Here is a 22,150-nt window from a genome sequence, read left to right as displayed (position 1 = left end):
GAAGGGCTGTTGGACGCACTGGTCAGTCCATACCCTTCGCACCTCGTTGCTGGAACGGGGTGCTTCGGCTAAAGTTGAGCGAAGCGGGATGCGGGGTGCCGCTCACCAAGCGAGTTCCGCAGGTGGTATCGAAGGCGCAATGATACGGGGAGGAGTAATCCTTGGTGCCTTCGATACCAACGAGGACTGTCTGAGCGACTGAGCGGTACCCCGCAGCCCGCCCCCGAAGAGCCACAGCAAGAAAGCGAGAAGAGGAGAAATGAACATGAAAAAATACGTCATAGCGCTCGATGCGGGCACCACCTCTTCCCGCGCCATGCTCATCGACCGCGCCGGCCGCCCCGTCGCCTCGGTTCAGCGCCCGTTCCCGCAGATATACCCGCAGCCCGGCTGGGTCGAGCACGACCCGCAAGACATTCTCTCCTCGCAGCTGGGCGCGCTCACCGAGCTCATCATGTCCTCGAATGTGGACACCGCCGAGATCGATTCCATCGGCATCACCAACCAGCGCGAGACCACCATCGTGTGGGACCGCGCCACCGGCGAGCCCATCATGAACGCCATCGTCTGGCAGTGCCGCCGCACGGCGCCCATGGTGGAGGCCATCGCGAGCGACCCGGCGACCGCGGCCGAGATCACCGCGCGCACGGGCCTCGTGCCCGACGCCTACTTCTCCGCCAGCAAGCTCGCCTGGATCTTGGGTGAGGTGCCCGGCGCCCGTGCCCGCGCCGAGGCGGGGGAGCTCTGCTTCGGCACCGTGGACAGCTGGCTCATTTGGAAGCTCACCGACGGGGCCGTGCACGCCACGGACGTGACCAATGCGAGCCGGACCATGCTCTACAACATCCACGAGAGGCGCTGGGATCCCTTCCTGCTTAAGCTCTTCGGCATTCCCGAGGCCATTCTTCCCGAGGTGCGCCCCTCTTCCGGCAGCTTCGGCATAACGGCGAACCCGGGGCTCGTCCAGGGCATCCCCATCTGCGGCGTGGCGGGCGACCAGCAGGCGGCGCTCTTCGGCCAGTGCTGCTTCCATGCGGGCCAGGCGAAGAACACCTACGGCACCGGCTGCTTTCTGCTCATGCACACCGGGCATGAGGCCTGCGCGAGCGAGCACGGCCTCGTGACCACGGTGGCCGCCTCGGCCCCTGGCATCCAGAGCACCGAGTACGCGCTCGAGGGCAGCGTGTTCATGGCCGGTGCCCTCATCCAGTGGCTCCGCGACGAGCTCGGCATCATCGAGAGCGTCGCCGACACCGACGCAATCGCCCGCAGCGTGGCCACAACCGACGGCGTGTTCGTCGTGCCGGCGTTCACGGGGCTGGGCGCCCCCTGGTGGGATGCCGACGCCCGCGGCGCCATCCTCGGCCTCACCCGCGGCGCCGGGCGTGCCCACATCGTGCGGGCGGCCTTGGAATCGATCGCCTACCAGGTGTGCGATCTCGCCCGCGCCATGGCCGAGGACGCGCACATGCCGCTTTCGGTGCTGAACGTCGACGGGGGAGCGGCGGCCAATGACTTTCTCATGCAGTTCCAAGCCGACATGCTCGGCGCGCCCCTGCGCCGTCCCGACAACGCCGAGACCACGGCGCTCGGTGCCGCCTACCTGGCCGGTCTGGCCACGGGCTTCTGGAAGAGCACCGAGGAGCTGGCGGCCCTGCGCGAGGGAGAGGACCGCTTCCTGCCCACCTTCGACGAGCCGGCGCGCGCCGCTCGCCTCGCCGCCTGGCACGAAGCCGTCTCCCGCGTTCGCAGCTAGCGGCTTCGCCCGTCCCTCTTGATTTGGTGCGGAAAGCGTGAGCGAGGGGGCACGGCGGCGGTCGAGCGCCTACAATACGGCCTAAGGCATTCGCGACGGAAAGGAAGTGGCCCATGCGCGTGAGCATCGGAAGCGACCACGCCGGCTTCGAGCAGAAGCAGGCCCTGGTAGATTACCTGGTGGGGAAGGGGTACGACGTCATCGACCGCGGCCCCGACAGCGACGATCGCGTGGATTATCCCGACTATGCATCCCCCGTGGCCCACGACGTGGCCGACGGCACTGCCGACCGCGGCGTGCTCGTATGCGGAACGGGCATCGGCATGGCCATGGCCGCCGACAAGGTGCCCGGCGTGCGTGCCGCCAACATCATCAACCCCGAGTTCGCCGCCCTGTGCCGCGAGCACAACGACGCGAACGTCATCACCCTTTCCGGCCGCTTCGTGTCGCTCGCGGAGAACGAGCGCATTCTCGACACCTTCTTCGCCACCGATTTCGCCGGCGGCCGCCACGCCGGCCGCGTTCAGAAGATAATGCAGTTGGATTAGTAAAGGAGACGATAGATGGCTTTGGAATTTCTCACCGCTGAAGATCCGCAGGTGACCGACTGCCTGCGCGCCGAGCTCGCCCGCCAGCGGGGGAGCGTGGAACTCATCGCGTCGGAGAACTTCACCTCCCGCGCCGTCATGGAGGCCGTGGGCAGCGTGCTCACCAATAAATATGCGGAAGGTTATCCCGGCAAGCGCTACTACGGCGGCTGCGAGAAGGTCGACATGGTGGAGGATCTCGCCCGCGACCGCGCCTGCGAGCTGTACGGCGCGAAGTACGCCAACGTCCAGCCCCATTCCGGTGCCAGCGCGAACTTCGGCGCATATCTTTCCATCATCGAGCCCGGCGACACGGTGCTCGGCATGAGCCTCGACCACGGTGGACATCTCACCCACGGCAGCCCCGTGAACTTCTCCGGTCTTCTGTACAACATCGTCTCCTACGGCGTGAACCCCGAGACCGAGACCATCGACTACGACGAGCTCGAGCGCATCGCCAAGGAGTGCCGCCCGAAGGTCATCGTCGGCGGCGCCTCGGCCTATCCACGCTTCATCGATTTCGAGCGCATGGCAGAGATCGCCCATGAGGTGGGCGCCTACCTCATGGTGGACATGGCCCACATCGCCGGCCTTGTGGCCGCGGGCCTGCACCCGAGCCCGGTGCCGCACGCCGACATCGTCACCTCCACGAGCCACAAGACCCTGCGCGGCCCGCGCGGCGGCTTCATTCTCACGAACTCGGACGAGCTGGGGCCTAAGATCAACAAGGCCATCTTCCCCGGCGCTCAGGGCGGCCCGCTCATGCACGTCATCGCCGGCAAGGCCGTGGCCTTCGGCGAGGCGCTGCGCCCCGATTACCGTGTTTATATGGAGCACGTGGTGGAGAACTGCCGCACCCTCGGCGAGGGCATGACCGACGGCGGCCTGCGTCTCGTCTCCGGGGGCACCGACAATCACCTGTGTCTCGTGGATCTCACGGCCTCCGACATCACCGGCAAGGACGCCGAGAAGCTCTTGGAATCCGTGGGCCTTACGGTGAACAAGAACTCCATCCCCAACGAGCAGCGCTCTCCCTTCGTGACGAGCGGCATCCGCGTGGGCTCCGCGGCCGCCACCACCCGCGGCTTCACCGCCGAGGACTTCTACGAGATTGGCCAGCTCATCGCGACCACGGTGTTCAACGCCACCGACGACGCCAAGCTCGCCGACGTGCGTCGCCGCGTAGACGCCCTGCTGGAAGCCCATCCCCTGTACCCGGGTTTGGAGTACTAAAAGCAGCAGAGGTTGTGCAGGTGCGGGGGCGGACGGGGCCTCCGCGCGCAGGTTGCGCAGCGACTGGAGCAGTCCAGTGGACTGTTCCACAAAGCGAGCCATTGCTTGAGCACGGAGGCCCCGTCCGCCCCCGCACCGGACGAAAGGAACTAAACTATGGAATGGAACGACCGCGTTGTCGTCCTCGATCATCCCATCGTGCAGCATAAGCTGGCCATCCTGCGCGACAAGCACACCCCTTCCAACGAGTTCCGCGATGTCGTGCGCGAGCTCTCGCTGTTCGAGACCTACGAGGCCACCCGCGACTTGCCGCTCACGAACGTGTTCATCCAAACGCCCATCGCGCCTTTCGATGCCAAGCAGATCACGGGCCGCAAGGTGGCCTTCGTGCCCATTTTGCGCGCCGGCCTCGGCATGGTGGACGGGGCGCTGGAAGTAATCCCCCGGGCCCGTGTGGGGCATCTGGGCATGCAGCGCAACGAGGAGACCCACGAGCCCGAGAGCTATTATGACAAGCTGCCCCGCGACATCGCGAGCCGCCGCGTCTACGTGCTCGATCCCATGCTCGCCACCGGCGGCTCCGCCGAGGCGGCCGTCAAGTACCTGCGCGAGGCGGGCGTGTCGGGCACCATCCGCTTTCTGTGCCTCGTCTCGGCCCCGGAGGGTATCGAGCGTCTGCTCGCCGCCGACGACGACCTCATCATCTACACCTGCGCCATCGACGACGGCCTCAACGAGAACGCCTACATCGTCCCCGGCCTCGGCGACGCCGGCGACCGCATCTTCGGAACCGAGTAATCTGACCGGATTGATTTCGGCAAAGGCTGAGCAGGCACGGGGGATGGCGGGGGTCTCCGCGCGCAGGTTGCGCAGCGAACGGAACAGCCCAGTGGGCTGTTCCGCCGAGCGAGCCATTGCTTGAGCACGGAGACCCCCGCCATCCCCCGCGCCGGACGAAAGGAACAACCATGGCAGAAGATAACCGTCCCAGCTGGGACGAGTACTTCATGAAGATGGCCAACGACGTGGCCACCCGCACCACCTGCCTGCGCCGCGGCGTCGGCGCCGTCATCGTGAAGGATCGCCGCATCCTGGCTACGGGCTACAACGGCGTGCCCACCGGCCTTACCCACTGCAGCGAGACCGGATGTCTGCGTGAGCAGCTGGGCGTGCCGAGCGGCCAGCGTCACGAGATCTGCCGCGGTTTGCACGCCGAGCAGAACGCCATCATCCAAGCGGCCCGCTACGGCATCAACATCGCCGGCGCCACCATCTACGTGAACACGCAGCCCTGCGTCGTGTGCGCCAAGATGCTCATCAATGCCGGCATCACCGAGATCGTCTACCAGAACCCGTATCCCGACGAGCTGTCCCAGGAGCTTTTGGCCGAGTCCGGCATCCTCGTCCGGGAGTACACGGGGGAGTAGATCAGGCAAAAGTCGGTACGCACGGCGAAGGGCGCGCCGAAGGCCTCTGTTTTAGTGCACTTGCACAAATTTTCCCTGCTCAGAAGGGAGAGCCGCCGCCGCGCTCTTTTCACCGCTCACCCAGAAATCGGCCAAATCGCTCAGCTTTTGTAGATGAGCCATTATCATATACGGCGGTTTACATTGGGTATACAAGCGCGCGCAAGCGCCCCGACGGAAGCAGGTTATGGTACTGGCAATAGCACTCGGTGCGGCAGCGGGAATCGTGGGGTTTGCACCCCTCGTGTTCGGTTTGCATCGGGTGAAGCACATGACGGACGCGGGCAATCTGGGGCACATGGGCGTGCTCATGCTGTGCCTGCTCCTCTCGTTTGTCCTCATGTTCGCTTTCGCCATCCTCTGCATCAACGTCAACCGGGATGCCGCGCTGCCCTTTGTCCTGTCGGAAGCCGGTGCCCTGTCCGTCACCGCCATTGTGTTCGGCGTGACGAAACTGGCACGGAAAAGCTAGGAAAGGTTGATACGTGGACGCTCTTTCAACGCTCTCTGAAGAGGTACCTCATCTTCAGGCATCCTTCGATCCCACCGTGGTTTTCGGCGGAGTCACCCAGTACATTGTATGGATGGTCATCTGCTGGATCATCACGCTGGTGCTGATCCTCGTCGTGGGCCGCAAGCTCACGCTCATCCCGACGAACAAGTTCGTCAACACCGTCGAGTACGGTTACCAGTTCGTGCGCAACGACATGGGCGAGGGCATCATCGGTCACGGCTTCAAGAAGCACGTGCCCTTCCTCGCCACGCTGTTCTTCTTCATCCTCATCTCGAACTTCGTGGGTCTTATCCCCGGCTGCAAGACGCCGACGGGCACCATCTCGGTGACCTGGGCGCTCGCTACCATCTCGTTTATCTACTTCAACGTCTGGGGCATCAAGGCCAAGGGCGGCCTGACCTACCTGAAGTCCTTCGCTCCGGCGGGGCTTCCGAAGGTCATGGTGCCGATCATCTGGTTCTTGGAGCTCATCTCCACCTGCATCCGCTGGCTCACGCTCGCCGTCCGACTTTACGGCAACATGTTCGCCGGCCACATGGTGCTCGGCATCTTCGCGCTGGCCTCCAGCGTGTTCCTCACCTGCGGCATCCAGGCGCTCGATCCCATCAGCGGTGTGCTGTCGCTGCCCTGGTTCCTGCTGCTCATCGCCATGTACGCCCTGGAAACGCTGGTGGCGTTCCTTCAGGCCTACGTGTTCACGGTGCTCTCCGCGGTCTACGTCCAGATCGCCACGAGCGCCCACTAGGAACCGCTCCCGCGCGCCGCACCCCGCGTCCGCGCACCTCGGGGCCCGTCGCGCCCCAACCCCGTTTGGGTTAAGCCGGCTCCTCCAAAGCCGGAAACCATAATCCGTAAGTGTTTTTGGGAAACAGGCTCAAAAACGACCTAAAGGAGGAAACTGTGGAAACTGTATTCGTCATTGCTGCGCTGAAGCTCGTCGGCTATGGCCTGGCCACCATCGGCCCCGGCCTCGGCATCGGCATCGCCTGCTACGGCTGCTGCGTGGGCACCGCCCGCCAGCCCGAGGTGGGTGGCCGTCTGTTCACGAACTTCATCATCGGTGCCGCTCTGGCCGAGGCCCTGGCCCTCATCGGCTTCGTTCTCGCCTTCATCCTCTAGTTCTAGTCTTTAACCGGTTGTTAGAGCCGTAAAAAGGCTGGAAGGAGGAATGCACGTGAAGACAAGAGCGAACAAAGCAGTTGCGAAGGTCGCCTTCGGCGCCCTGGCACTCAACGCTGCTTTCCCGGCGCTCGCGTTCGCTGCTGAGGCGGAACAGGAGGGCGGCATCTCCGCCATCCTCCCGGACATGGCGGAGTTCATCCCCATGCTCATCGCCTTCATCATCCTCTGGATCATTCTCGCGAAGTTCGGCTGGCCGATGTTTGCCGGCATGCTGGAGAAGCGCGAGAACACCATCCGCGAGGCCCTGAAGAAGTCTGAGGAAGCTCAGATCGAGAGCGAGCGCGTGCTGGCTGAGTACAACAAGCAGCTGGCCGACGCCAAGGCCCAGTCCGCGCAGATCATCGCCGACGCCCGCTCGGTGGGCGAGGCCGTCAAGGCGGACATCACCGCCCAGGCCCAGACCGAGGCCGCCGACATGATCGCGAAGGCCAAGGCCGCCATCGAGGCCGAGAAGAAGCAGGCCATCTCCGAGCTGCAGGCCACCGTGGCCGACACCTCGGTCGATGTGGCCGCGCGCCTGATCGGCGAGGATCTCACCGAGGGTGAGCACCGCGCCATCATCGAGCGCTACGTCAAAGAGGCGGGTAGTTTCAATGGCAACTAATCGTCTCGTCGTGAAAGAGGAAGTCGCGGTTTACGCATCGGTGCTCTTCGATGCCGCCCATACCGCCGGCGGCCAGGAGGCAGTGCTTGAGGTGCGCGAGCAGATGGGCGAGATCATCCGTCTCATGCGCGCCGATCTGGAGCTGACTCAGAGCCTGTCGAACCCGGACTTCACCCCCGCCCAGCGCAAGGAGCTGGTGGAAGGCGTCTTCGCCGACTGCCATCTGGCGCTGCGCGAGGTGCTCGCGGTCATGGCCGAGCGCGGCCAGGCGGACCTGCTGCCGCGGGTCTATGACGCGTACCGCGAGCTGCTGGGCGACAAGCTGGGCATTTGCGTGGTCGACGTGACCACCGCCGTGCCGCTCGACGACGGACTGCGCCAACTCATTACGGAAAAAGCCGAGGCCGATTTGGGACGGCGCGCGGTGCTGCGCGAGCGCATCGATGCGTCCATCCTGGGCGGCATCATCATGGATGTTGACGGCAACTACATTGACGCGAGCATGATCTCGCAGCTCAATCGCGCCCGCAACGTCCTCAAGGACACAACAGATGGAGGTGAATGCTAGTGACTGAAATCACCGCACAGTCCATCGACGAGGCGCTGAAGAAGCAGCTGGAGCAGCTGAACGTCAGCGTCGAGTCTCGCGAAGTGGGCACGGTCATCCAGGTCGGCGACGGCATTGCGCGCGTCGACGGCCTGCGCGATGCCATGGCCGGCGAGCTGCTCGAGTTCATCGGAGAGGGCGGCAAGACCGTGTACGGCCTGGCCCAGAACCTCGAAGAGGACGAGGTCGGCGCCGTGCTTCTGGGTGACGTCACCGCAATCAAGGAGAACGACCAGGTCCGCACGACCGGCCGTATCGTGGAGGTTCCCGCCGGCAAGGCCATGCTCGGCCGCGTGGTGAACCCGCTGGGCCAGCCCATCGACGGCAAGGGCCCCATCAAGGCCGAGGGCACGCGCCCGGTGGAGTTCAAGGCTCCCGGCGTTATCTCTCGCCAGCCCGTGAACGAGCCGATGCAGACCGGTATCCTGGCCATCGACTCCATGGTGCCGATCGGCCGCGGCCAGCGCGAGCTCATCATCGGCGACCGCCAGACTGGCAAGACGGCTATCGCCATCGACGCCATCATCAACCAAAAAGATCAGGACATGATCTGCATCTACGTCGCCATCGGCCAGAAGGCCTCCACGGTGGCCGGCGTGGTGGAGACGCTCGAGCGCCATGGCGCCATGAAGAACACCATCATCGTGGCCGCCACCGCCTCCGACTCCGCCCCTCTGCAGTACATCGCGCCGATGGCCGGCGCCGCCATGGGCGAGTACTTCGTCTACAACGGCGAGGACGGCAAGCCCGCGGGCCCCGAGAACAAGGGCCGCGCCGTGCTCATCGTCTACGATGACCTGTCCAAGCAGGCCGTGGCCTACCGCCAGATGTCGCTGACCCTGCGCCGCCCGCCGGGACGCGAGGCCTACCCGGGCGACGTGTTCTACCTGCACTCCCGTCTGCTGGAGCGCGCGGTCAAGATGTCCGACGAGAACGGCGGCGGCTCCATGACGGCCCTGCCGATCATCGAGACCCAGGCCGGCGACGTGTCCGCCTACATTCCGACCAACGTGATCTCCATCACCGACGGTCAGATCTTCCTGCAGACCGACCTGTTCTTCCAGGGCCAGCGCCCGGCAGTCGACGTGGGCATCTCGGTGTCCCGCGTGGGCGGCTCCGCGCAGATCAAGGCCATGAAGCAGGTGGCCGGCTCTCTGCGTCTGGACCTCGCCAGCTACCGCGAGCTGCAGGCCTTCACCCAGTTCGGCAGCGATCTGGACAAGGCCACCCAGGACCAGCTGACCCGCGGTTCGCACATGACCGAGCTTCTGAAGCAGGGCCGTTACAACCCGATGCCCGTGGCCGAGCAGGTCATCGCCATCTTCGCCGGCAACCAGGGCTTCCTGGACGACCTGCCGCTGGATGCCGTCGTGCGCTTCCGCACCGAGATGCTTTCCTCCATCCGCGCCTCCAAGCCGGAGATCATCGAGACGATCAACACGGAGAAGAAGCTGACCGACGCGACCGAGACCGCCCTGAAGGAGGCCATCGCCGCCTTCAAGCAGTCCTTCGACGCCGCAGCGTAAGGTAGGTAGACCATGCCCAACCTACATGACATCGAACGGCGAATCAAATCCGTCAACTCGACGAAGCAGATCACGCGCACCATGGAAATGGTCGCCGCTGCCAAGATTCGCCGTGCTTCGGAGCGCGTCGAGAGCGCGCTTCCTTGGGCGGTCGCCATCTCAGACATGCTCATCAGCACGGCAAAGTACGCCCATCTGGACAACGAGCCGCTGCTGCAGGCCCACGACGAGGTGAAGCGGGTGCTCATCGTAGCCGTCACCTCCGACCGCGGGCTGGCCGGCGGCTTCAACACCAACGTGCTTCGCTATGTGGAGAAGCTCACGAAAGAGAAGCAGCGGGGAGGTGCCGAGGTCGAGGTGGCCGCCTGCGGCAAGAAGGCCATAGGATACTTCACCTACCGCGGCATCGAGCCGGTGTTCTCCTTCGCGGGATACTCGGCCGACCCGGAGTTCTCCCAGGCCGCCGAGCTGTCCGGCTACGTGATGTCTGCCTACGCCGAGGGCAAGCTCGACGAGGTGTTCATCGTGTACAACCACGCGAAGAACGCCGCCGAACAGACCTTGGTGGAGCAGCAGGTGCTGCCGGTCAAGGAGGAGTCCTACGCGGATCTTCTGGGCCTTACGGCCAAGCAGGAGGACATCTTCAAGTCCTTCCGCGAGCGGGACGATTCCGCCATCCCGGGCGACATCGACTTCGAGCCGAGCACGGAGTCGGTCATGTCCTACATGATGAACGCCTACCTGAACAACGCGTTCTACTACGCGATGCTCGATTCCGCAGCGGGCGAACAAGGCGCCCGCCGCAACGCGATGAAATCGGCTACCGACAACGCGAACGAGATGGTCTCCACCCTGGAGCGCGTGTACAACACCGTGCGCCAGGGCGCCATTACCACGGAGATCACCGAGATCGTCGGCGGTGCCGCAGCTTTGGAGGATTAAATGGCTGATAACACTTCTACTGAAGCGGCCAAGGGAGGCGCGACCGGACGCATCGTCCGTATCGTCGGCGCCGTTGTGGATGTGGAGTTCCCGGCAGACGCCATGCCGGCCATCTACAACGCCCTGACCGTGAAGGCACAAACCCCTTCGGGCGAAGTGTCCACCGTGCTCGAGGTGCAGACGCACCTGCCCGGTGACATCGTCCGTACCGTCGCTATGACGTCCACCGACGGCATGGTGCGCGGCCTGGAGGCCACCGACACTGGCTCTCCCATCATGATGCCCGTGGGCCAGGCGACCCTCGGCCGCATCTGGAACGTGCTGGGCGAGCCCGTTGACGGCAAGCCCATGCCCGCCGACGTCGAGTGGCGCCCGATCCATCATCCGGCCCCGCCGTTCGACACCCTGGTCACCTCCACGGAGACCTTCGAGACCGGCATCAAGGTCGTCGACCTCATCGAGCCTTACGTCAAGGGCGGCAAGACCGGCCTGTTCGGCGGTGCCGGCGTGGGCAAGACGGTCTGCATCCAGGAGCTCATCAACAACCTGGCCCAGGAGCACGGCGGCACGTCGGTGTTCACGGGCGTGGGCGAGCGTACCCGCGAGGGTACCGACCTGTACCTGGAGATGACCGACTCCGGCGTTATCGAGAAGACCTGCCTGGTCTACGGCCAGATGAACGAGCCTCCGGGAGCCCGTCTGCGCGTGGGCCTCGCCGGCCTGACCGAGGCGGAGTACTTCCGCGATCAGGGCCAGGACGTGCTGTTGTTCATCGACAACATCTTCCGTTTCACCCAGGCCGGCTCCGAGGTGTCCGCACTTCTCGGCCGTATGCCCTCCGCTGTGGGCTACCAGCCGACGCTGGCCACAGAGATGGGCGACTTGCAGGAGCGCATCTGCTCCACGCAGACCGGCTCCATCACCTCCGTGCAGGCCGTGTACGTGCCCGCCGACGACCTGACCGACCCGGCCCCGGCCACCACGTTCACCCACTTGGACGCCAAGACCGTTCTGTCCCGCTCCATCGCCGAGCTGGGCATCTACCCGGCCGTGGATCCGCTGGAGTCCACCTCCCGCGCGCTGGATCCCGAGATCGTGGGCCAGGAGCACTACGACGTGGCCATGGGCGTGCAGCAGATCCTGCAGCAGTACAAGGACCTGCAGGATATCATCGCCATTCTGGGTATGGACGAGCTGTCCGAGGATCAGAAGCTGACCGTGAACCGCGCCCGTAAGGTGCAGAAGTTCCTGGGCCAGCCGTTCCATGTGGCCGAGGTCTTCACGGGCCTGCCCGGCGTGTACGTGAAGGTCGAGGACACCGTGCGCTCCTTCAAGGAGATTCTCGATGGCAAGTGCGACCACATCCCGGAGCAGTGCTTCGTGAACAAGGGCGCCATCGAGCAGGTCTACGAGGCCTACGACGCCATGCAGAAGGAAGGTAACTAATGGTCTCCATGGGCTGCATTGTGGCTCTTCCCGACAAGGCCCTGTTCCAGGGCGAGATCACCTACGCCAACATCCCGGGCACCGACGGCTACTTCGGCGTGCTGCCCGGGCACGAGCTGACGGTGTCGCTGAACCGCGAGGGCGGCCTGGTGACGCTGACCATCGACGATAACGAGAAGCGCGAGTTCCTCGTGATGGGCGGTGCCACCTCCGTGCTCGACGACAAGGTGACGGTGCTGGCCCGTTTCGGAGCGGCCGTCGAGGACATCGACGCCGAGGCCGTGCGCGCCGAGGCCGACGAGTGCAAGAGCGCCATCGCCGAGCTGGAGCAGAAGAACGATCCCCAGGATCAGGCCACGCTTATGACCTGGCAGAAGAAGCTCGAGTGGTGCGAGGCCCAGCTTGCGCACGTAGGCCAGGCCGCGTAAGGCCCAGCCGAGCCAAGAAAGGGAGCCGCGACACGCGCAGCCCCAAATTTTGAGCCTGTTTCGAGAGGCGCCCACCCCGGGCGCCTCTCGTCGTTCAAATACGAAACCGATTTCGCTTCGTGCTCGACGGCATTTCTCTTCGCTCGAGCGAGTCGGCGGTTTTCGAAGCTTTCCCAACGGTCACCCCCTCAGTCAACGAACACCCCCGTTTTTGCAAGAAATCTCGAGTTGTTAGCGTCTGGGGGGTCACTGCACGAGAAGATCGGGAAGATACGCGCCAAACGCTCTCTCGCAAAACACCAGGTCAGGATCTTGCTCCTAAGAGATACCTCCAAGCTCGCCATTCGTCCGCACCCCCGAGACGCTAACAACTCGAGATTTCATGCGATTTCGGGGTAGTTCGTCGACCGAACAAGTGATAAACAGTAGTCTTGACTTTCTCAAAGGTTGTACTCAAAATGTTGTACATCGGAAAGGAGGTCACTGTGACCGATGCGATGGTGACGGGGCGGATGCCGGAGCGGAAGAAGCAGCAGGGGCTTCGTGTGCTCAAGCGAGATGGAATGAACGCCTCCCAGGCGGTGAACCTCTTGTTCGACCGGCTGATCGAGGAGGGGAGCGCCGACTTCCTTTTGCAAGATGGCGATACGTCTGCGGGCGAGCGGTGGGCATCGGCGGCGCACTTTGTCGACAGCCTCTCGCGCAAGCGCTCAACACGGTTCGACGATATGACGAAGGCCGAGATCAAGCTTGACCGTCTCGCCGCCAAGAGGCTGGTGTGACATGGCCCAAGCCAAGCTACTTCTCGACACCAACGTGGTTGTGGACTACCTGAATGAACGCGAGCCGTTCTACGAGAAGGCTCGGCTGCTGATGATTGGCGGTCGGGTGGGGGAGTTCGAGCTGTGGATCTCCTCGTCTCAGGTGACCGACCTCGTGTACATCCTTTCCAACGGAGGACGAACGAGCGAGATGGAAGTCGTCATGGGGCAACTGCGGGGCTTGCGCACCTTCGTCAACGTGTTTGCAGCGAGCGAGAGGGAAGTCGACCTGATGCTTGCCGCCTCGTGGCACGACCCAGAGGACTACCTCCTTTACGAAATCGTCCTGGTACTTAGGGCCGACGCCCTCATCACGCGAAATCAGCCCGACTTCCCCCAAGGCCTCGTCCCCGTTCTCGATTGCGACGAGTTCTTCGCTCGCATGAAAACCGAGCGCGGCCTCGACTACGGCAAGATCGAGTTCTGACTCGTTGAGGAGGACGATAACCTTCTTCGTCGATTCCCCTTCAGGGACGCAAGATTAATCGCGACACCGCCGGGCTGCTTATGAACTACATCCTCCTGAAGCTGAACAGCGCTCCCTGCATCATCAGCGCCGACGATCGCCTGGCCTATTTCGGAGCTCTGGATGCCTTCCACCAGGAAGGCGGACTCGCCCCCTTCATCGACTTCTGCCGCATCCAGACCCTGAATACCTGGGAGCACTTGCTGCAAGTTGGTCCGTCGCAATTACTACCGCTTTTTTTGGCGAAAGTTGCGATTGTTAGCACGTTGGGATGAGACCAACTGATCGGAAGGGTCGCTCAGAGCGAAAGAGTCCCCCTAAATCTAACGTAAATCGAGTATTTTGATGGACATGTGCAGAATATGCGATGGTTGCAGGTTGTCTGGAAGAAAGTCAAGAACCCCCCGATGCTAACAAACGCAATTTTTGCAGAATTATGGAAGGGTAAATGATCTGAACGGCTTGTAATGTTTTCTCATGATGGGAGCTTCATCGGGGGAGGGGCAGTTTCGAGGCCGTTTGCAATTCTTTGTTTGCGCGTGGGCGGATGGCCTGTTGCTTCTGCGGTTAGATGGTCGCCCGTGCCCTCCGCACTCTCCGCGCGAGGGGCATTCCATGCAAAACTCACTGTTTGTTCGCACACCGTGGGGCGAGGGGCTGGTATCATGGCAGCCGAGAAAATGACGGAACGGAAGAGCGGTCGGAAGGGAAGCGGCGCGGCGAGCTGGGCTCGCGTCTGCCGCGCGCTTTCGACCAAGCATGACACGACACAGCGCGCATAACCACATCACAACTGAAACCCGTGCGCCGCCGACCTTATCGAAGGGGCTGACACCCTATGGCATTTGTCCATCTGCACAATCACACCGAGTACTCGCTGCTCGACGGGCTCACCCATATCAAGGACATGGTGCGCCGCGCCGCCGAGCTGGACATGCCGGCGGTGGCCGTCACCGACCACGGCGTCATGTCCGGCATGGTGGAACTGTCGGATGCCTGCGACGCCATCGAGAAGGAGACGGGCAAGCGCGTGAAGCCCATCTTTGGCTGCGAGGTGTACTTCACCCCCGACGAGTCCCTGCGCAAGGACGTGAAGCCGAAGCTGTACCACTTGCTGCTTCTGGCGAAGAACAACGAGGGCTACCACAACCTGCTGAAACTCGTCAGCGAGTCCCACGTGGACAACTTCTACTACAAGCCCCGCACCACCTTCTCCATGCTGCAGAAGTACGGCCGCGGCATCATCGGCTCGTCGGCCTGCATCGCCGGCGTCATCCCGAAGCTGCTCGACGAGCGCCGCTTTGACGACGCCGTGGAATGGGCCCGTAAGTTCGCCAGCTGCTTCGATGAAGGCGACTTCTACATCGAGCTGCAGAACCAGGGCATCCGCACCGACGCCGGCTTCACCCAGACCGAGCTGAACCACGAGCTCACCCGCGTGGCGAAGGCCGCGGGCTTAAAGACCATTGCCACCAACGACTTCCACTACCTGCTGAAGGAAGACGCCGAGGCCCAGGACATCATGCTGTGCATCGGCACCGGTTCCACGGTCAACCAGACGAACCGCATGAAGTTCGAGAACGACCAGTTCTATATGAAGACCGAAGAGGAAATGCGCGAGGCCATGAAGGATTTCCCCGAGGCCTGCGACAACACGGTGGAAGTGGCGGCGAAGTGCGACGTCACGTTAGAGCGCGAGCCCATCCTGCCGAAGTTCCCCCTGCCCGAGGGTGAGACCGAGGAATCGTGGTTCCGCAAGCGCGTGCAGGAGGGCCTGGAAAAGCGCTACGGCACCCCGGTGCCCGAGCGCGAGCAAAAGCAGGCCGACTACGAGATGGGCATCATCATCCAGCAGGGCTTCCCGGCCTACTTCCTCATCGTGCAGGAGTACATCGAATGGGCGCGCAGCCAGGGCATCGGCGTGGGCCCGGGCCGCGGCTCGGCCGCCGGCGCCATCGTGGCCTACGCCATGGGCATCACCGACCTTGACCCTATGCCCAACGGCCTCATGTTCGAGCGATTCCTCTCGCCCGAGCGCGTGGAGATGCCCGATATCGACGTCGACTTCGAGCAGGGCCGCCGCGAAGAGGTCATCAACCACATCAAGGACGTCTACGGCGAGGACCACGTCTCCCAGGTGATCACCTTCGGCACGCTGCAGGCCAAGAACGCCGTGCGCGACTCGGCCCGCGTGCTGGACTACCCCTACGGCGTGGGCGACCGCATCTGCAAGATGATCGGCGACGAGCTGGGCATCACCATCGACAAGGCGCTGGAGACCAACCCCGACCTGAAGAAGGCCTACGACACCGAAGAGGACGTCAAGCGCATCATCGACGCCGCGAAGTCCATCGAGGGCCATGTGCGCGGCGAGGGCGTGCACGCCTGCGCCACCATCATCTGCCGCGACCCCATGAGCGATCACGTGCCCATGAAGCGCGACACCAAGGGCGGCGGTATCATCACGCAGTACGACGGCCACTACACGCCGGATCTGGGCCTGTTGAAGATGGACTTCCTGGGCCTGCGCACCTTGGACGTGCTTTCCATCGCCTGCCGCAATATCGAGGAGCGCACCGGCGTGAAGATCGTTCCGGAGGAGATTCCCACCGACGACGAGAAGGCCTTCCGTCTCATGCAGTCCGGCAACATGGACGGCCTGTTCCAGGTGGAGGGCGCCCTGTACGTGAGCCTGTTCAAGCGCCTGCCCCCCAAGCAGTTCTCCGATGTCGTCGCCTCCATCGCCCTGAACCGCCCGGGCCCGCTGGAGTCCGGCATGGTGGAGGACTACATCAAGGCGGCGAAGAACCCGGCCGCCGTGCACTACTACGACGACCGCCTGCGCCCCATTCTGGAAGAGACCCACGGCACCATGGTCTACCAAGAGCAGATCATGCAGATCTCCATGGCCATGTCCGGATTCTCCGCCGGCAAGTCCGACAAGCTGCGCAAGGCCATGGGCAAGAAGAAGCTCGACATCATGCGCCAGCTGCAGGCCGACTGGGACGAGGGCGCCGTGGCCAACGGCTACCCGCTCGCGATCGCCCAGCAGATCTGGGCCGACGCCGAGAAATTCGCGAAGTACGCCTTCAACAAGTCGCATTCGGCCGCCTATGCCATCCTCGTGATGCGCACGGCCTACCTGAAGGCGCACTACCCGAACGACTTCATGGCCGCCGTGCTCACCAGCTACATGGGCAACACCGACCGTCTCATCCGCTACATTGCCAGTTGCAACAAGAACGGCACGCCGGTGCTGCCGCCGGACATCAACGCCTCCCGCGCCGAGTTCACCCCGGTCGAGGGCGGCATCCGCTTCGGTCTGGTGGGCGTGCGCGGCGTGGGCAAGAACGTCGCCGACGAGATCATCGCCGAGCGCGAGGCGAACGGCCCGTTCACCTCGCTGCACGACTTCGTGAACCGGCTCGACGCGAAGTGCTACAACCGCAAGACGCTCGAGGCCCTCATCAAGGGCGGCGCTTTCGACTCCACCGGGTATACCCGCAAGCAGCTCATGTACTTCGTGGAGGAGACGCCGCTTCTGGAAGGCGCGGCCAAGCGCCAGAAGGACCGCGACGCCGGCCAGGTATCCATGTTCGACATGTTCGCCGACGACGCCGACTCCGGCTTCCAGGAGGACGTGCCCGCCCCCGACGGCGTGGAGTGGGACAAGCGCACCAAGCTCGCCTACGAGAAGGAGATCATGAAGATCTACGTGAGCGAGCACCCGCTGGCTCCCTTCGAGGGCACGCTGCGCCGTATGTCCCGCTACGACATGGGCATGCTCTCCGAGCAGACCAAGGAGATCAAGAACGGCGTGTTCGTGGGCATGATCTCGAATGTGGCGACGAAGCTCACCAAGCGCGGCACGAAGATGGCCACGTTCACCTTGGAGGACACCACCGGCTCCATCGAGTGCATCTGCTTCAAGTACGACGACTTCGCCGAGGTCATCCAGGAGGACGTCATCGCGAAGATCAAGGGCAAGTTCGAGAGCGGCGACCGCGGCAACCAGATCATGGCCTTCGAGCTGGAGGCGCTGGAGCTTAACGAGGAGGACGCGCGGCCGAGCCATTTGGAGCTGCGGGTGCCCTCGCGCTCCTTCGACCAGAACCGCTCGGCGCACCTGAGCCGCATCTTGAACTCGTACCCGGGTCGCGACGGCGTGGTGCTCTTCGTGCAGCAGGCCGACGGGCGCCGCTTCCGCGCCGAGCTGCCGGTGTCGGTGGACGCCCAGTCCACGGTGCTGAAGGCGGAGATCCGTGACCTGTTCGGCCCCGAGGCTATGATTGCCTAATGGAAATCTCGCGACCGAGTTTGGAAGAGCGGGCGGCAGAGTGCGCGCGGGAGCTCACGTTCTCGGCGACGGTGGCCTATGACGGGGCGCCCTTTGCGGGGTTCGCGAAGCAGCCGGGGCAGCTCACCGTGCAGGGAGAGCTGGAGCAGGCACTCGGCCTTTTGTTCCGCCGGCCGGTGGACGTGGTCTGCGCCGGGCGCACCGATGCCGGCGTGCATGCCCGCGGGCAGGTGGTCTCCTTCGACGTCGATAGGTGCGAGTTGCGCGACCGCACGCCCTACAACCTGCGGCGCTCGCTGAACGCGCTCACCTGCGAGGGCATTGCTGTACGCGCGGTGGAGGAGCGGCCGCGGGGCTTCTCGGCCCGCTTCGATGCCCAGTGGCGCGAGTACAAGTACTTCCTCGCCACAGGGGATACGCCGCCGGTATTCACCGATCGCACCGCCTGGTACGTGGGCCCGAACTTGGACATCGCCGCCATGGAACGGGGCGCCTTGCACCTCATTGGCGAGCACGACTTCAAGAGCTTCTGCATGGCCGCCTCGGCCGTCGGCAAGCCGACTTGCCGCAACGTGGAGGAGATTTCCATCGCCTCCGAGGAGATTCTGGGCGAGCCGCACCGTGTCGTCACCGTGCGGGGCAACGCCTTCCTCCATTCCATGGTGCGCACCATCGTGGGCACGCTCGTCATGGTGGGCCGCGGCCAGCGCGACGCCGACTGGGTCGCCGAGGTGCTTGCCGCCCGCGACCGCCAGGCCGCCGGCGAAAACGCCCCCGCCTGCGGCCTCATCTTCTGGTCGGTAGGGTACTGAGCGTTGTTTTGTTCAGTGCTCTCGTAATGCACGTAATGCACGTAATGCAGCATGTTTGCGCCGTGGCATAACGCGCCTACCCGACGTCGTATCTTCTAATCGGCGGGGCACTTGTTGCCCGCTTGCGTGGATCGCCTGCTGAGCGGTTGAGAGTGCTCCGCTCACTCGATTCGCGTCCTGCCGCCAAAAGTGCGTTGGTCAGCCTCATCCAAGGGCGCATTGTCCAAAAATGTAAGGAAATCGGCGTTTATCAGCGTCACCATCAGTGTTTTGACGCTGATAACCGCTGATTTCAATCATTTTCTGGCTCTCAGACGCTGATAAACGCCGATTTGCCTACGTTTTCAGGATCTTTGACGCTGCAATACGTCGGTTTGCCTACGGGGTCGGGCGGTGCCGACCATTCGAGAAGACGTTGGTCGATAAACACGAAAAGATCCGCACTAACCAATCGCCTCCTTCTTTTCCATCGCTTTCTTGGCTTGGCAACGTCTCGAAATGCTCCAGCATCGGTCTTCCTCAGGGGATGGCGGAGAATGGTATGCGAGCATCGTTCTATTTGCTATATCGGTAGACGGATTGATAAATAGGCTCATTGCTCATCAATGATGATCCCGTAGAGTTCTCGATTGTTCGACCGTCGCGCGGCTCTGCCTGATATCTTACGCGGCATGGATTTGACTTTCAGTCACATAACTGCCCTTGTGCTTTTGAGGATATGGTCGTGCAACCATCCTTTGACATTGCGCGCCTTCCACGATCTCCGTCCTCGCGATGCCGGGCACCTTCCTTTCCGCCATCTGCGTGAACCCAGGCCTATTGTCGGGTCGGCCGATACCGAAGCAGCCGTCAGGATGGCCATCGAAAACGTGAAGAAGCCGAGCATGCGCCACACGCTCGATAAGCTTTGGGACGAGGCCTCGGAAAAGAATCCGCTCCATGTTCTTGTGGGGCCTAAGCGCGGACGGCATTCAACTCAGCGCATACTGTTTCACCAAATATCCGCGCCCCTGCCGAGCCACGCGCTCCTGGAAATCGCTCCTGGCATAGCCGTTTGCTCTCCAGAAATGGTGTTCGTCCAGATGGCTGAGGCCCTTTCTGTCGCTGAACTCATCGCGCTCGGGTACGAGCTTTGCGGCTGCTACCCGTTGGATACTGAAAGATCCGAGGCTCTCGTGCGGGCGCCCCTCACAACACCCGCCCGCCTCAGCGCCTTCGTCGATCGCGCCGATCGCGTAAGAGGCGTTCGCAAGGCGCGGATCGCCGTCCGATATGTTCGCGCGAAATCGGCCTCACCTAAGGAAACGGAGATGGATGCGCTGCTCCTCACGCCGCAGAAGTGGGGAGGAATGGGCTTTCCGGAGGCTCTCGTCAACGAGCCGGTCTCCCTCTCTTCGCAAGCGGCTCGAATCCTCCGTGGCAATCGGGTGGTTTGCGATCTGCTCTGGCCGCAGTACTCTTTGGCAGCCGAGTACGATGGGCGTGAGGCTCACCTTTCGAGACACCAGCAAACAAGGGATTCCCGGAGGCGAGATGCATTGCTGGCCAATGGCACCGATGTTGTAACCATTACTTCGCCGCAAATAGACGGCGTCTCCGATTTCCTGGAAGTTGCTGATGCGATCTCGCGAAAAATGAAGCGACGGCCTCTCAAGCGTACGGAGACCTTTTGGGAGCGGCATCTGCAACTACGTCATGGCATAAGATCTTACCATTGCAATTACTTGTCGCGGCCATCCCGAAGAGACGATGCAATGCCTGATGGCCCCGCTCCTCGATAGGCTTTTGGCTCAGGGGCTAATTGACCACGACCACCCAAGCAGTTGTCGGTTGGTCCTGGAAGAGTCGAACAATGCTTGGCGACAGGTGGGTGGCCGGAGATTATTGAGCCGTCTCGACGGGTGTTCAAGCGTAGGTTTGGCTGAACTTACTTTTCGGGGGGTCGGATTGGCCGTTTCTGTATTCGAATCGGCGTTTATCAGCGTCACCACCAGTGTTTTGACGCTGCTAACCGCTGATTTCAATCATTTTCCGGCTCTCGGACGCTGATAAACGCCGATTTGCCTACAGGATTGGCTGGTTGAACCGTTCTGCGAGCTTGCGTGCCTGTAGCTACGGATTTCAGTGCGCAATCGATCGCTTCCTGCACGAACGGTCTGCATTTCTGCTACGATAGAAGCATCGTAATTTTGCGCGTGCGCACAAGAAAAGGGGAGCGCTATGGAGACTGCAGAGAAGTTGGCGCCGCTCGGGTTCGGATTCATGAGGCTGCCGTTGACCAATCCGGATGATCCGACGTCCATCGACATCGACAAGTGCTGCGAGCTGGTTGACATCTTCATGGAAGGTGGCTTCACCTACTTTGACTCCGCCCGTGGCTACCATGGCTGCAAGTCTGAGTGGGCGCTCAAGAAGGCGCTGGTGGAGCGCTATCCGCGTGAGTCGTTTACCATCGCCACGAAGCTGCCGGCTTGGCTTGCCAAGAACGCCGAGGAGGCTCGGGCCATGTTCGACATCTCCCTTCAGGAGTGCGGCGTCGATTACTTCGACTACTATCTGCTGCACAACCTGGGGGAGAGCCTCACGCCCGGTTTCGAGGAGTACGGTCTGTGGGAGTTCTGCGCCCAGAAGAAGGCCGAGGGCAAAATTAAGAAGTTCGGCTTCTCCATTCACGACAACGCCGAGGAACTGGAGAAGGTGCTCGATGCGCACCCCGAGGTTGATTTCGTGCAGCTGCAGATCAACTACGTCGACTGGGAGAGCGACATCATCCAGTCGCGTAAGTGCTACGAGGTGTGCCAGGAGCGCGGGCTTCCCGTGGTCATCATGGAGCCGGTGAAGGGCGGCACGCTGGTGAAGCTGCCCGAGGCCGTGGCTGATGTGCTGCGTGAGACCGAGCCCGGCGCGTCCATTGCCTCGTGGGCTTTGCGCTTTGCCGGGTCGCTGCCGAACGTGATCGCGGTGCTCTCGGGCATGAACACGCCGGAGATGGTGGCCGAAAACGTCGCCATTATGCGCGATGGCGTGCCGTTGACGGAAGGGGAGCACGCGGTCATCGAGCGCGCTCGCGAAACGCTGGCCGCCCTGCCCGGCGTGCCCTGCACCGACTGCCGCTACTGCATGAAGGGCTGCCCCGAGGGCGTGCACATCAACACCATCATGCAGTCGCTCAACATCTACGACCAGATGGGCGATGCCTACCGCGCCCAGGAGAACTACAACTGGAACACCGGCGACGGCAAGGCGAGCGTCTGCATCCAGTGCGGCGCCTGCGAGAGCGTCTGCCCCCAGCATATCGAAATCGTGAGCCAGCTTGAGCGCGCGGTGAAGCTGTTCGAGTAGTGGCCGCCCCGCGTTCTCCGTTTCTCGGAAACATGGGGTGTTCAGGTCAATTTCACGCTATAATCACACAGTTTCAACGGGCGGCTGCACCGTGCGCGATGCAGCCGCCCGTTCCTTCAAG

21 protein-coding genes are annotated in these 22,150 nt (G+C 63.0%); all 21 read left to right on the top strand.

Annotated elements, in window-relative coordinates; genetic code table 11:
• The first annotated feature begins 265 nt into the window (after positions 1–265).
• The 21 genes from glpK (at position 266) to ACW4LP_RS07405 (ending at position 22,029) form a co-directional block, all read left to right on the top strand.
• Positions 266–1,756 (top strand): glycerol kinase GlpK, encoded by a 1,491-nt coding sequence (glpK, locus tag ACW4LP_RS07505; protein ID WP_455803698.1) that lies wholly within the window; start codon positions 266–268, stop codon positions 1,754–1,756.
• A 113-nt stretch (positions 1,757–1,869) separates the two neighbouring features.
• The gene (gene rpiB, locus ACW4LP_RS07500; protein ID WP_173113513.1) at positions 1,870–2,304 is read left to right on the top strand and encodes a ribose 5-phosphate isomerase B; all 435 of its coding nucleotides are present in this window, start codon (positions 1,870–1,872) and stop codon (positions 2,302–2,304) included.
• A gap of 15 nt (positions 2,305–2,319) precedes the next feature.
• The gene (gene glyA / locus ACW4LP_RS07495; RefSeq protein WP_455803678.1) at positions 2,320–3,576 is read left to right on the top strand and encodes a serine hydroxymethyltransferase; all 1,257 of its coding nucleotides are present in this window, start codon (positions 2,320–2,322) and stop codon (positions 3,574–3,576) included.
• A gap of 156 nt (positions 3,577–3,732) precedes the next feature.
• Positions 3,733–4,374 (top strand): uracil phosphoribosyltransferase, encoded by a 642-nt coding sequence (upp, locus tag ACW4LP_RS07490; protein WP_114540222.1) that lies wholly within the window; start codon positions 3,733–3,735, stop codon positions 4,372–4,374.
• A 170-nt stretch (positions 4,375–4,544) separates the two neighbouring features.
• Positions 4,545–5,003, top strand: coding sequence for a deoxycytidylate deaminase (locus ACW4LP_RS07485; RefSeq protein WP_022739595.1), 459 nt, complete (start codon positions 4,545–4,547; stop codon positions 5,001–5,003).
• Between the two features lie 226 nt (positions 5,004–5,229).
• Positions 5,230–5,514, top strand: coding sequence for a hypothetical protein (locus tag ACW4LP_RS07480; protein ID WP_173113510.1), 285 nt, complete (start codon positions 5,230–5,232; stop codon positions 5,512–5,514).
• A gap of 13 nt (positions 5,515–5,527) precedes the next feature.
• Complete coding sequence (gene atpB, locus ACW4LP_RS07475; protein ID WP_455803677.1) at positions 5,528–6,301, top strand: F0F1 ATP synthase subunit A; 774 nt, start codon at positions 5,528–5,530, stop codon at positions 6,299–6,301.
• A gap of 155 nt (positions 6,302–6,456) precedes the next feature.
• Complete coding sequence (gene atpE / locus ACW4LP_RS07470; protein WP_022739598.1) at positions 6,457–6,675, top strand: ATP synthase F0 subunit C; 219 nt, start codon at positions 6,457–6,459, stop codon at positions 6,673–6,675.
• Between the two features lie 55 nt (positions 6,676–6,730).
• Entirely contained in the window at positions 6,731–7,342 is a 612-nt protein-coding gene (gene atpF, locus ACW4LP_RS07465) for a F0F1 ATP synthase subunit B (protein ID WP_022739599.1), read from the top strand.
• Complete coding sequence (atpH, locus tag ACW4LP_RS07460) at positions 7,332–7,910, top strand: ATP synthase F1 subunit delta (protein ID WP_173113506.1); 579 nt, start codon at positions 7,332–7,334, stop codon at positions 7,908–7,910. Before atpF ends, atpH begins: the two co-directional genes overlap by 11 nt.
• Positions 7,904–9,475 carry a F0F1 ATP synthase subunit alpha gene (atpA, locus tag ACW4LP_RS07455; RefSeq protein WP_455803676.1) on the top strand — a complete coding sequence of 524 codons (1,572 nt, stop codon included), beginning with the start codon at positions 7,904–7,906 and terminating at the stop codon, positions 9,473–9,475. The genes atpH and atpA overlap by 7 nt, the downstream gene beginning before the upstream one ends.
• A gap of 12 nt (positions 9,476–9,487) precedes the next feature.
• Entirely contained in the window at positions 9,488–10,417 is a 930-nt protein-coding gene (atpG, locus tag ACW4LP_RS07450; RefSeq protein WP_455803675.1) for an ATP synthase F1 subunit gamma, read from the top strand.
• The gene (gene atpD / locus ACW4LP_RS07445; protein WP_114540216.1) at positions 10,418–11,863 is read left to right on the top strand and encodes a F0F1 ATP synthase subunit beta; all 1,446 of its coding nucleotides are present in this window, start codon (positions 10,418–10,420) and stop codon (positions 11,861–11,863) included. It abuts the gene before it with no gap.
• The gene (gene atpC / locus ACW4LP_RS07440) at positions 11,863–12,291 is read left to right on the top strand and encodes an ATP synthase F1 subunit epsilon (protein WP_455803674.1); all 429 of its coding nucleotides are present in this window, start codon (positions 11,863–11,865) and stop codon (positions 12,289–12,291) included. The genes atpD and atpC overlap by 1 nt, the downstream gene beginning before the upstream one ends.
• Before the next feature lie 485 nt (positions 12,292–12,776).
• Positions 12,777–13,073 (top strand): RelB/DinJ family addiction module antitoxin, encoded by a 297-nt coding sequence (locus tag ACW4LP_RS07435; protein WP_173113502.1) that lies wholly within the window; start codon positions 12,777–12,779, stop codon positions 13,071–13,073.
• Position 13,074: 1 nt separating this feature from the next.
• On the top strand, positions 13,075–13,539 hold the full coding sequence (locus ACW4LP_RS07430; protein WP_173113500.1) for a type II toxin-antitoxin system VapC family toxin: 465 nt from the start codon (positions 13,075–13,077) through the stop codon (positions 13,537–13,539).
• Between the two features lie 80 nt (positions 13,540–13,619).
• Positions 13,620–13,853 (top strand): hypothetical protein, encoded by a 234-nt coding sequence (locus tag ACW4LP_RS07425; protein WP_173113498.1) that lies wholly within the window; start codon positions 13,620–13,622, stop codon positions 13,851–13,853.
• Positions 13,854–14,416: 563 nt separating this feature from the next.
• The gene (gene dnaE, locus ACW4LP_RS07420) at positions 14,417–17,875 is read left to right on the top strand and encodes a DNA polymerase III subunit alpha (protein ID WP_173113496.1); all 3,459 of its coding nucleotides are present in this window, start codon (positions 14,417–14,419) and stop codon (positions 17,873–17,875) included.
• Positions 17,875–18,687, top strand: coding sequence for a tRNA pseudouridine(38-40) synthase TruA (truA, locus tag ACW4LP_RS07415; RefSeq protein WP_455803673.1), 813 nt, complete (start codon positions 17,875–17,877; stop codon positions 18,685–18,687). Before dnaE ends, truA begins: the two co-directional genes overlap by 1 nt.
• An 854-nt stretch (positions 18,688–19,541) precedes the next feature.
• Positions 19,542–20,468: a hypothetical protein gene (locus ACW4LP_RS07410; protein WP_161127422.1), complete on the top strand. Its 927-nt coding sequence runs from the start codon at positions 19,542–19,544 to the stop codon at positions 20,466–20,468.
• 439 nt (positions 20,469–20,907) lie between these two features.
• Entirely contained in the window at positions 20,908–22,029 is a 1,122-nt protein-coding gene (locus ACW4LP_RS07405) for an aldo/keto reductase (protein WP_161127423.1), read from the top strand.
• Positions 22,030–22,150: the final 121 nt, after the last annotated feature.

The organism is Adlercreutzia sp. CNCM I-6215, assembly GCF_977072315.1.
The sequence above is the reverse complement of the archived record's forward strand: the minus strand, read 5'-3'. Positions and strand labels throughout refer to the sequence as shown.

Bases quoted from the DNA above. Each gene is read 5' to 3' on its own strand.
- glpK (WP_455803698.1), top strand. From the start codon at position 266: ATGAAAAAATACGTCATAGCGCTCGATGCGGGCACCACCTCTTCCCGC.
- rpiB (WP_173113513.1), top strand. From the start codon at position 1,870: ATGCGCGTGAGCATCGGAAGCGACCACGCCGGCTTCGAGCAGAAGCAG.
- glyA (WP_455803678.1), top strand. From the start codon at position 2,320: ATGGCTTTGGAATTTCTCACCGCTGAAGATCCGCAGGTGACCGACTGC.
- upp (WP_114540222.1), top strand. From the start codon at position 3,733: ATGGAATGGAACGACCGCGTTGTCGTCCTCGATCATCCCATCGTGCAG.
- ACW4LP_RS07485 (WP_022739595.1), top strand. From the start codon at position 4,545: ATGGCAGAAGATAACCGTCCCAGCTGGGACGAGTACTTCATGAAGATG.
- ACW4LP_RS07480 (WP_173113510.1), top strand. From the start codon at position 5,230: ATGGTACTGGCAATAGCACTCGGTGCGGCAGCGGGAATCGTGGGGTTT.
- atpH (WP_173113506.1), top strand. From the start codon at position 7,332: ATGGCAACTAATCGTCTCGTCGTGAAAGAGGAAGTCGCGGTTTACGCA.
- atpA (WP_455803676.1), top strand. From the start codon at position 7,904: ATGCTAGTGACTGAAATCACCGCACAGTCCATCGACGAGGCGCTGAAG.
- atpG (WP_455803675.1), top strand. From the start codon at position 9,488: ATGCCCAACCTACATGACATCGAACGGCGAATCAAATCCGTCAACTCG.
- atpD (WP_114540216.1), top strand. From the start codon at position 10,418: ATGGCTGATAACACTTCTACTGAAGCGGCCAAGGGAGGCGCGACCGGA.
- atpC (WP_455803674.1), top strand. From the start codon at position 11,863: ATGGTCTCCATGGGCTGCATTGTGGCTCTTCCCGACAAGGCCCTGTTC.
- ACW4LP_RS07430 (WP_173113500.1), top strand. From the start codon at position 13,075: ATGGCCCAAGCCAAGCTACTTCTCGACACCAACGTGGTTGTGGACTAC.
- ACW4LP_RS07425 (WP_173113498.1), top strand. From the start codon at position 13,620: ATGAACTACATCCTCCTGAAGCTGAACAGCGCTCCCTGCATCATCAGC.
- dnaE (WP_173113496.1), top strand. From the start codon at position 14,417: ATGGCATTTGTCCATCTGCACAATCACACCGAGTACTCGCTGCTCGAC.
- truA (WP_455803673.1), top strand. From the start codon at position 17,875: ATGGAAATCTCGCGACCGAGTTTGGAAGAGCGGGCGGCAGAGTGCGCG.
- ACW4LP_RS07410 (WP_161127422.1), top strand. From the start codon at position 19,542: ATGGCCATCGAAAACGTGAAGAAGCCGAGCATGCGCCACACGCTCGAT.
- ACW4LP_RS07405 (WP_161127423.1), top strand. From the start codon at position 20,908: ATGGAGACTGCAGAGAAGTTGGCGCCGCTCGGGTTCGGATTCATGAGG.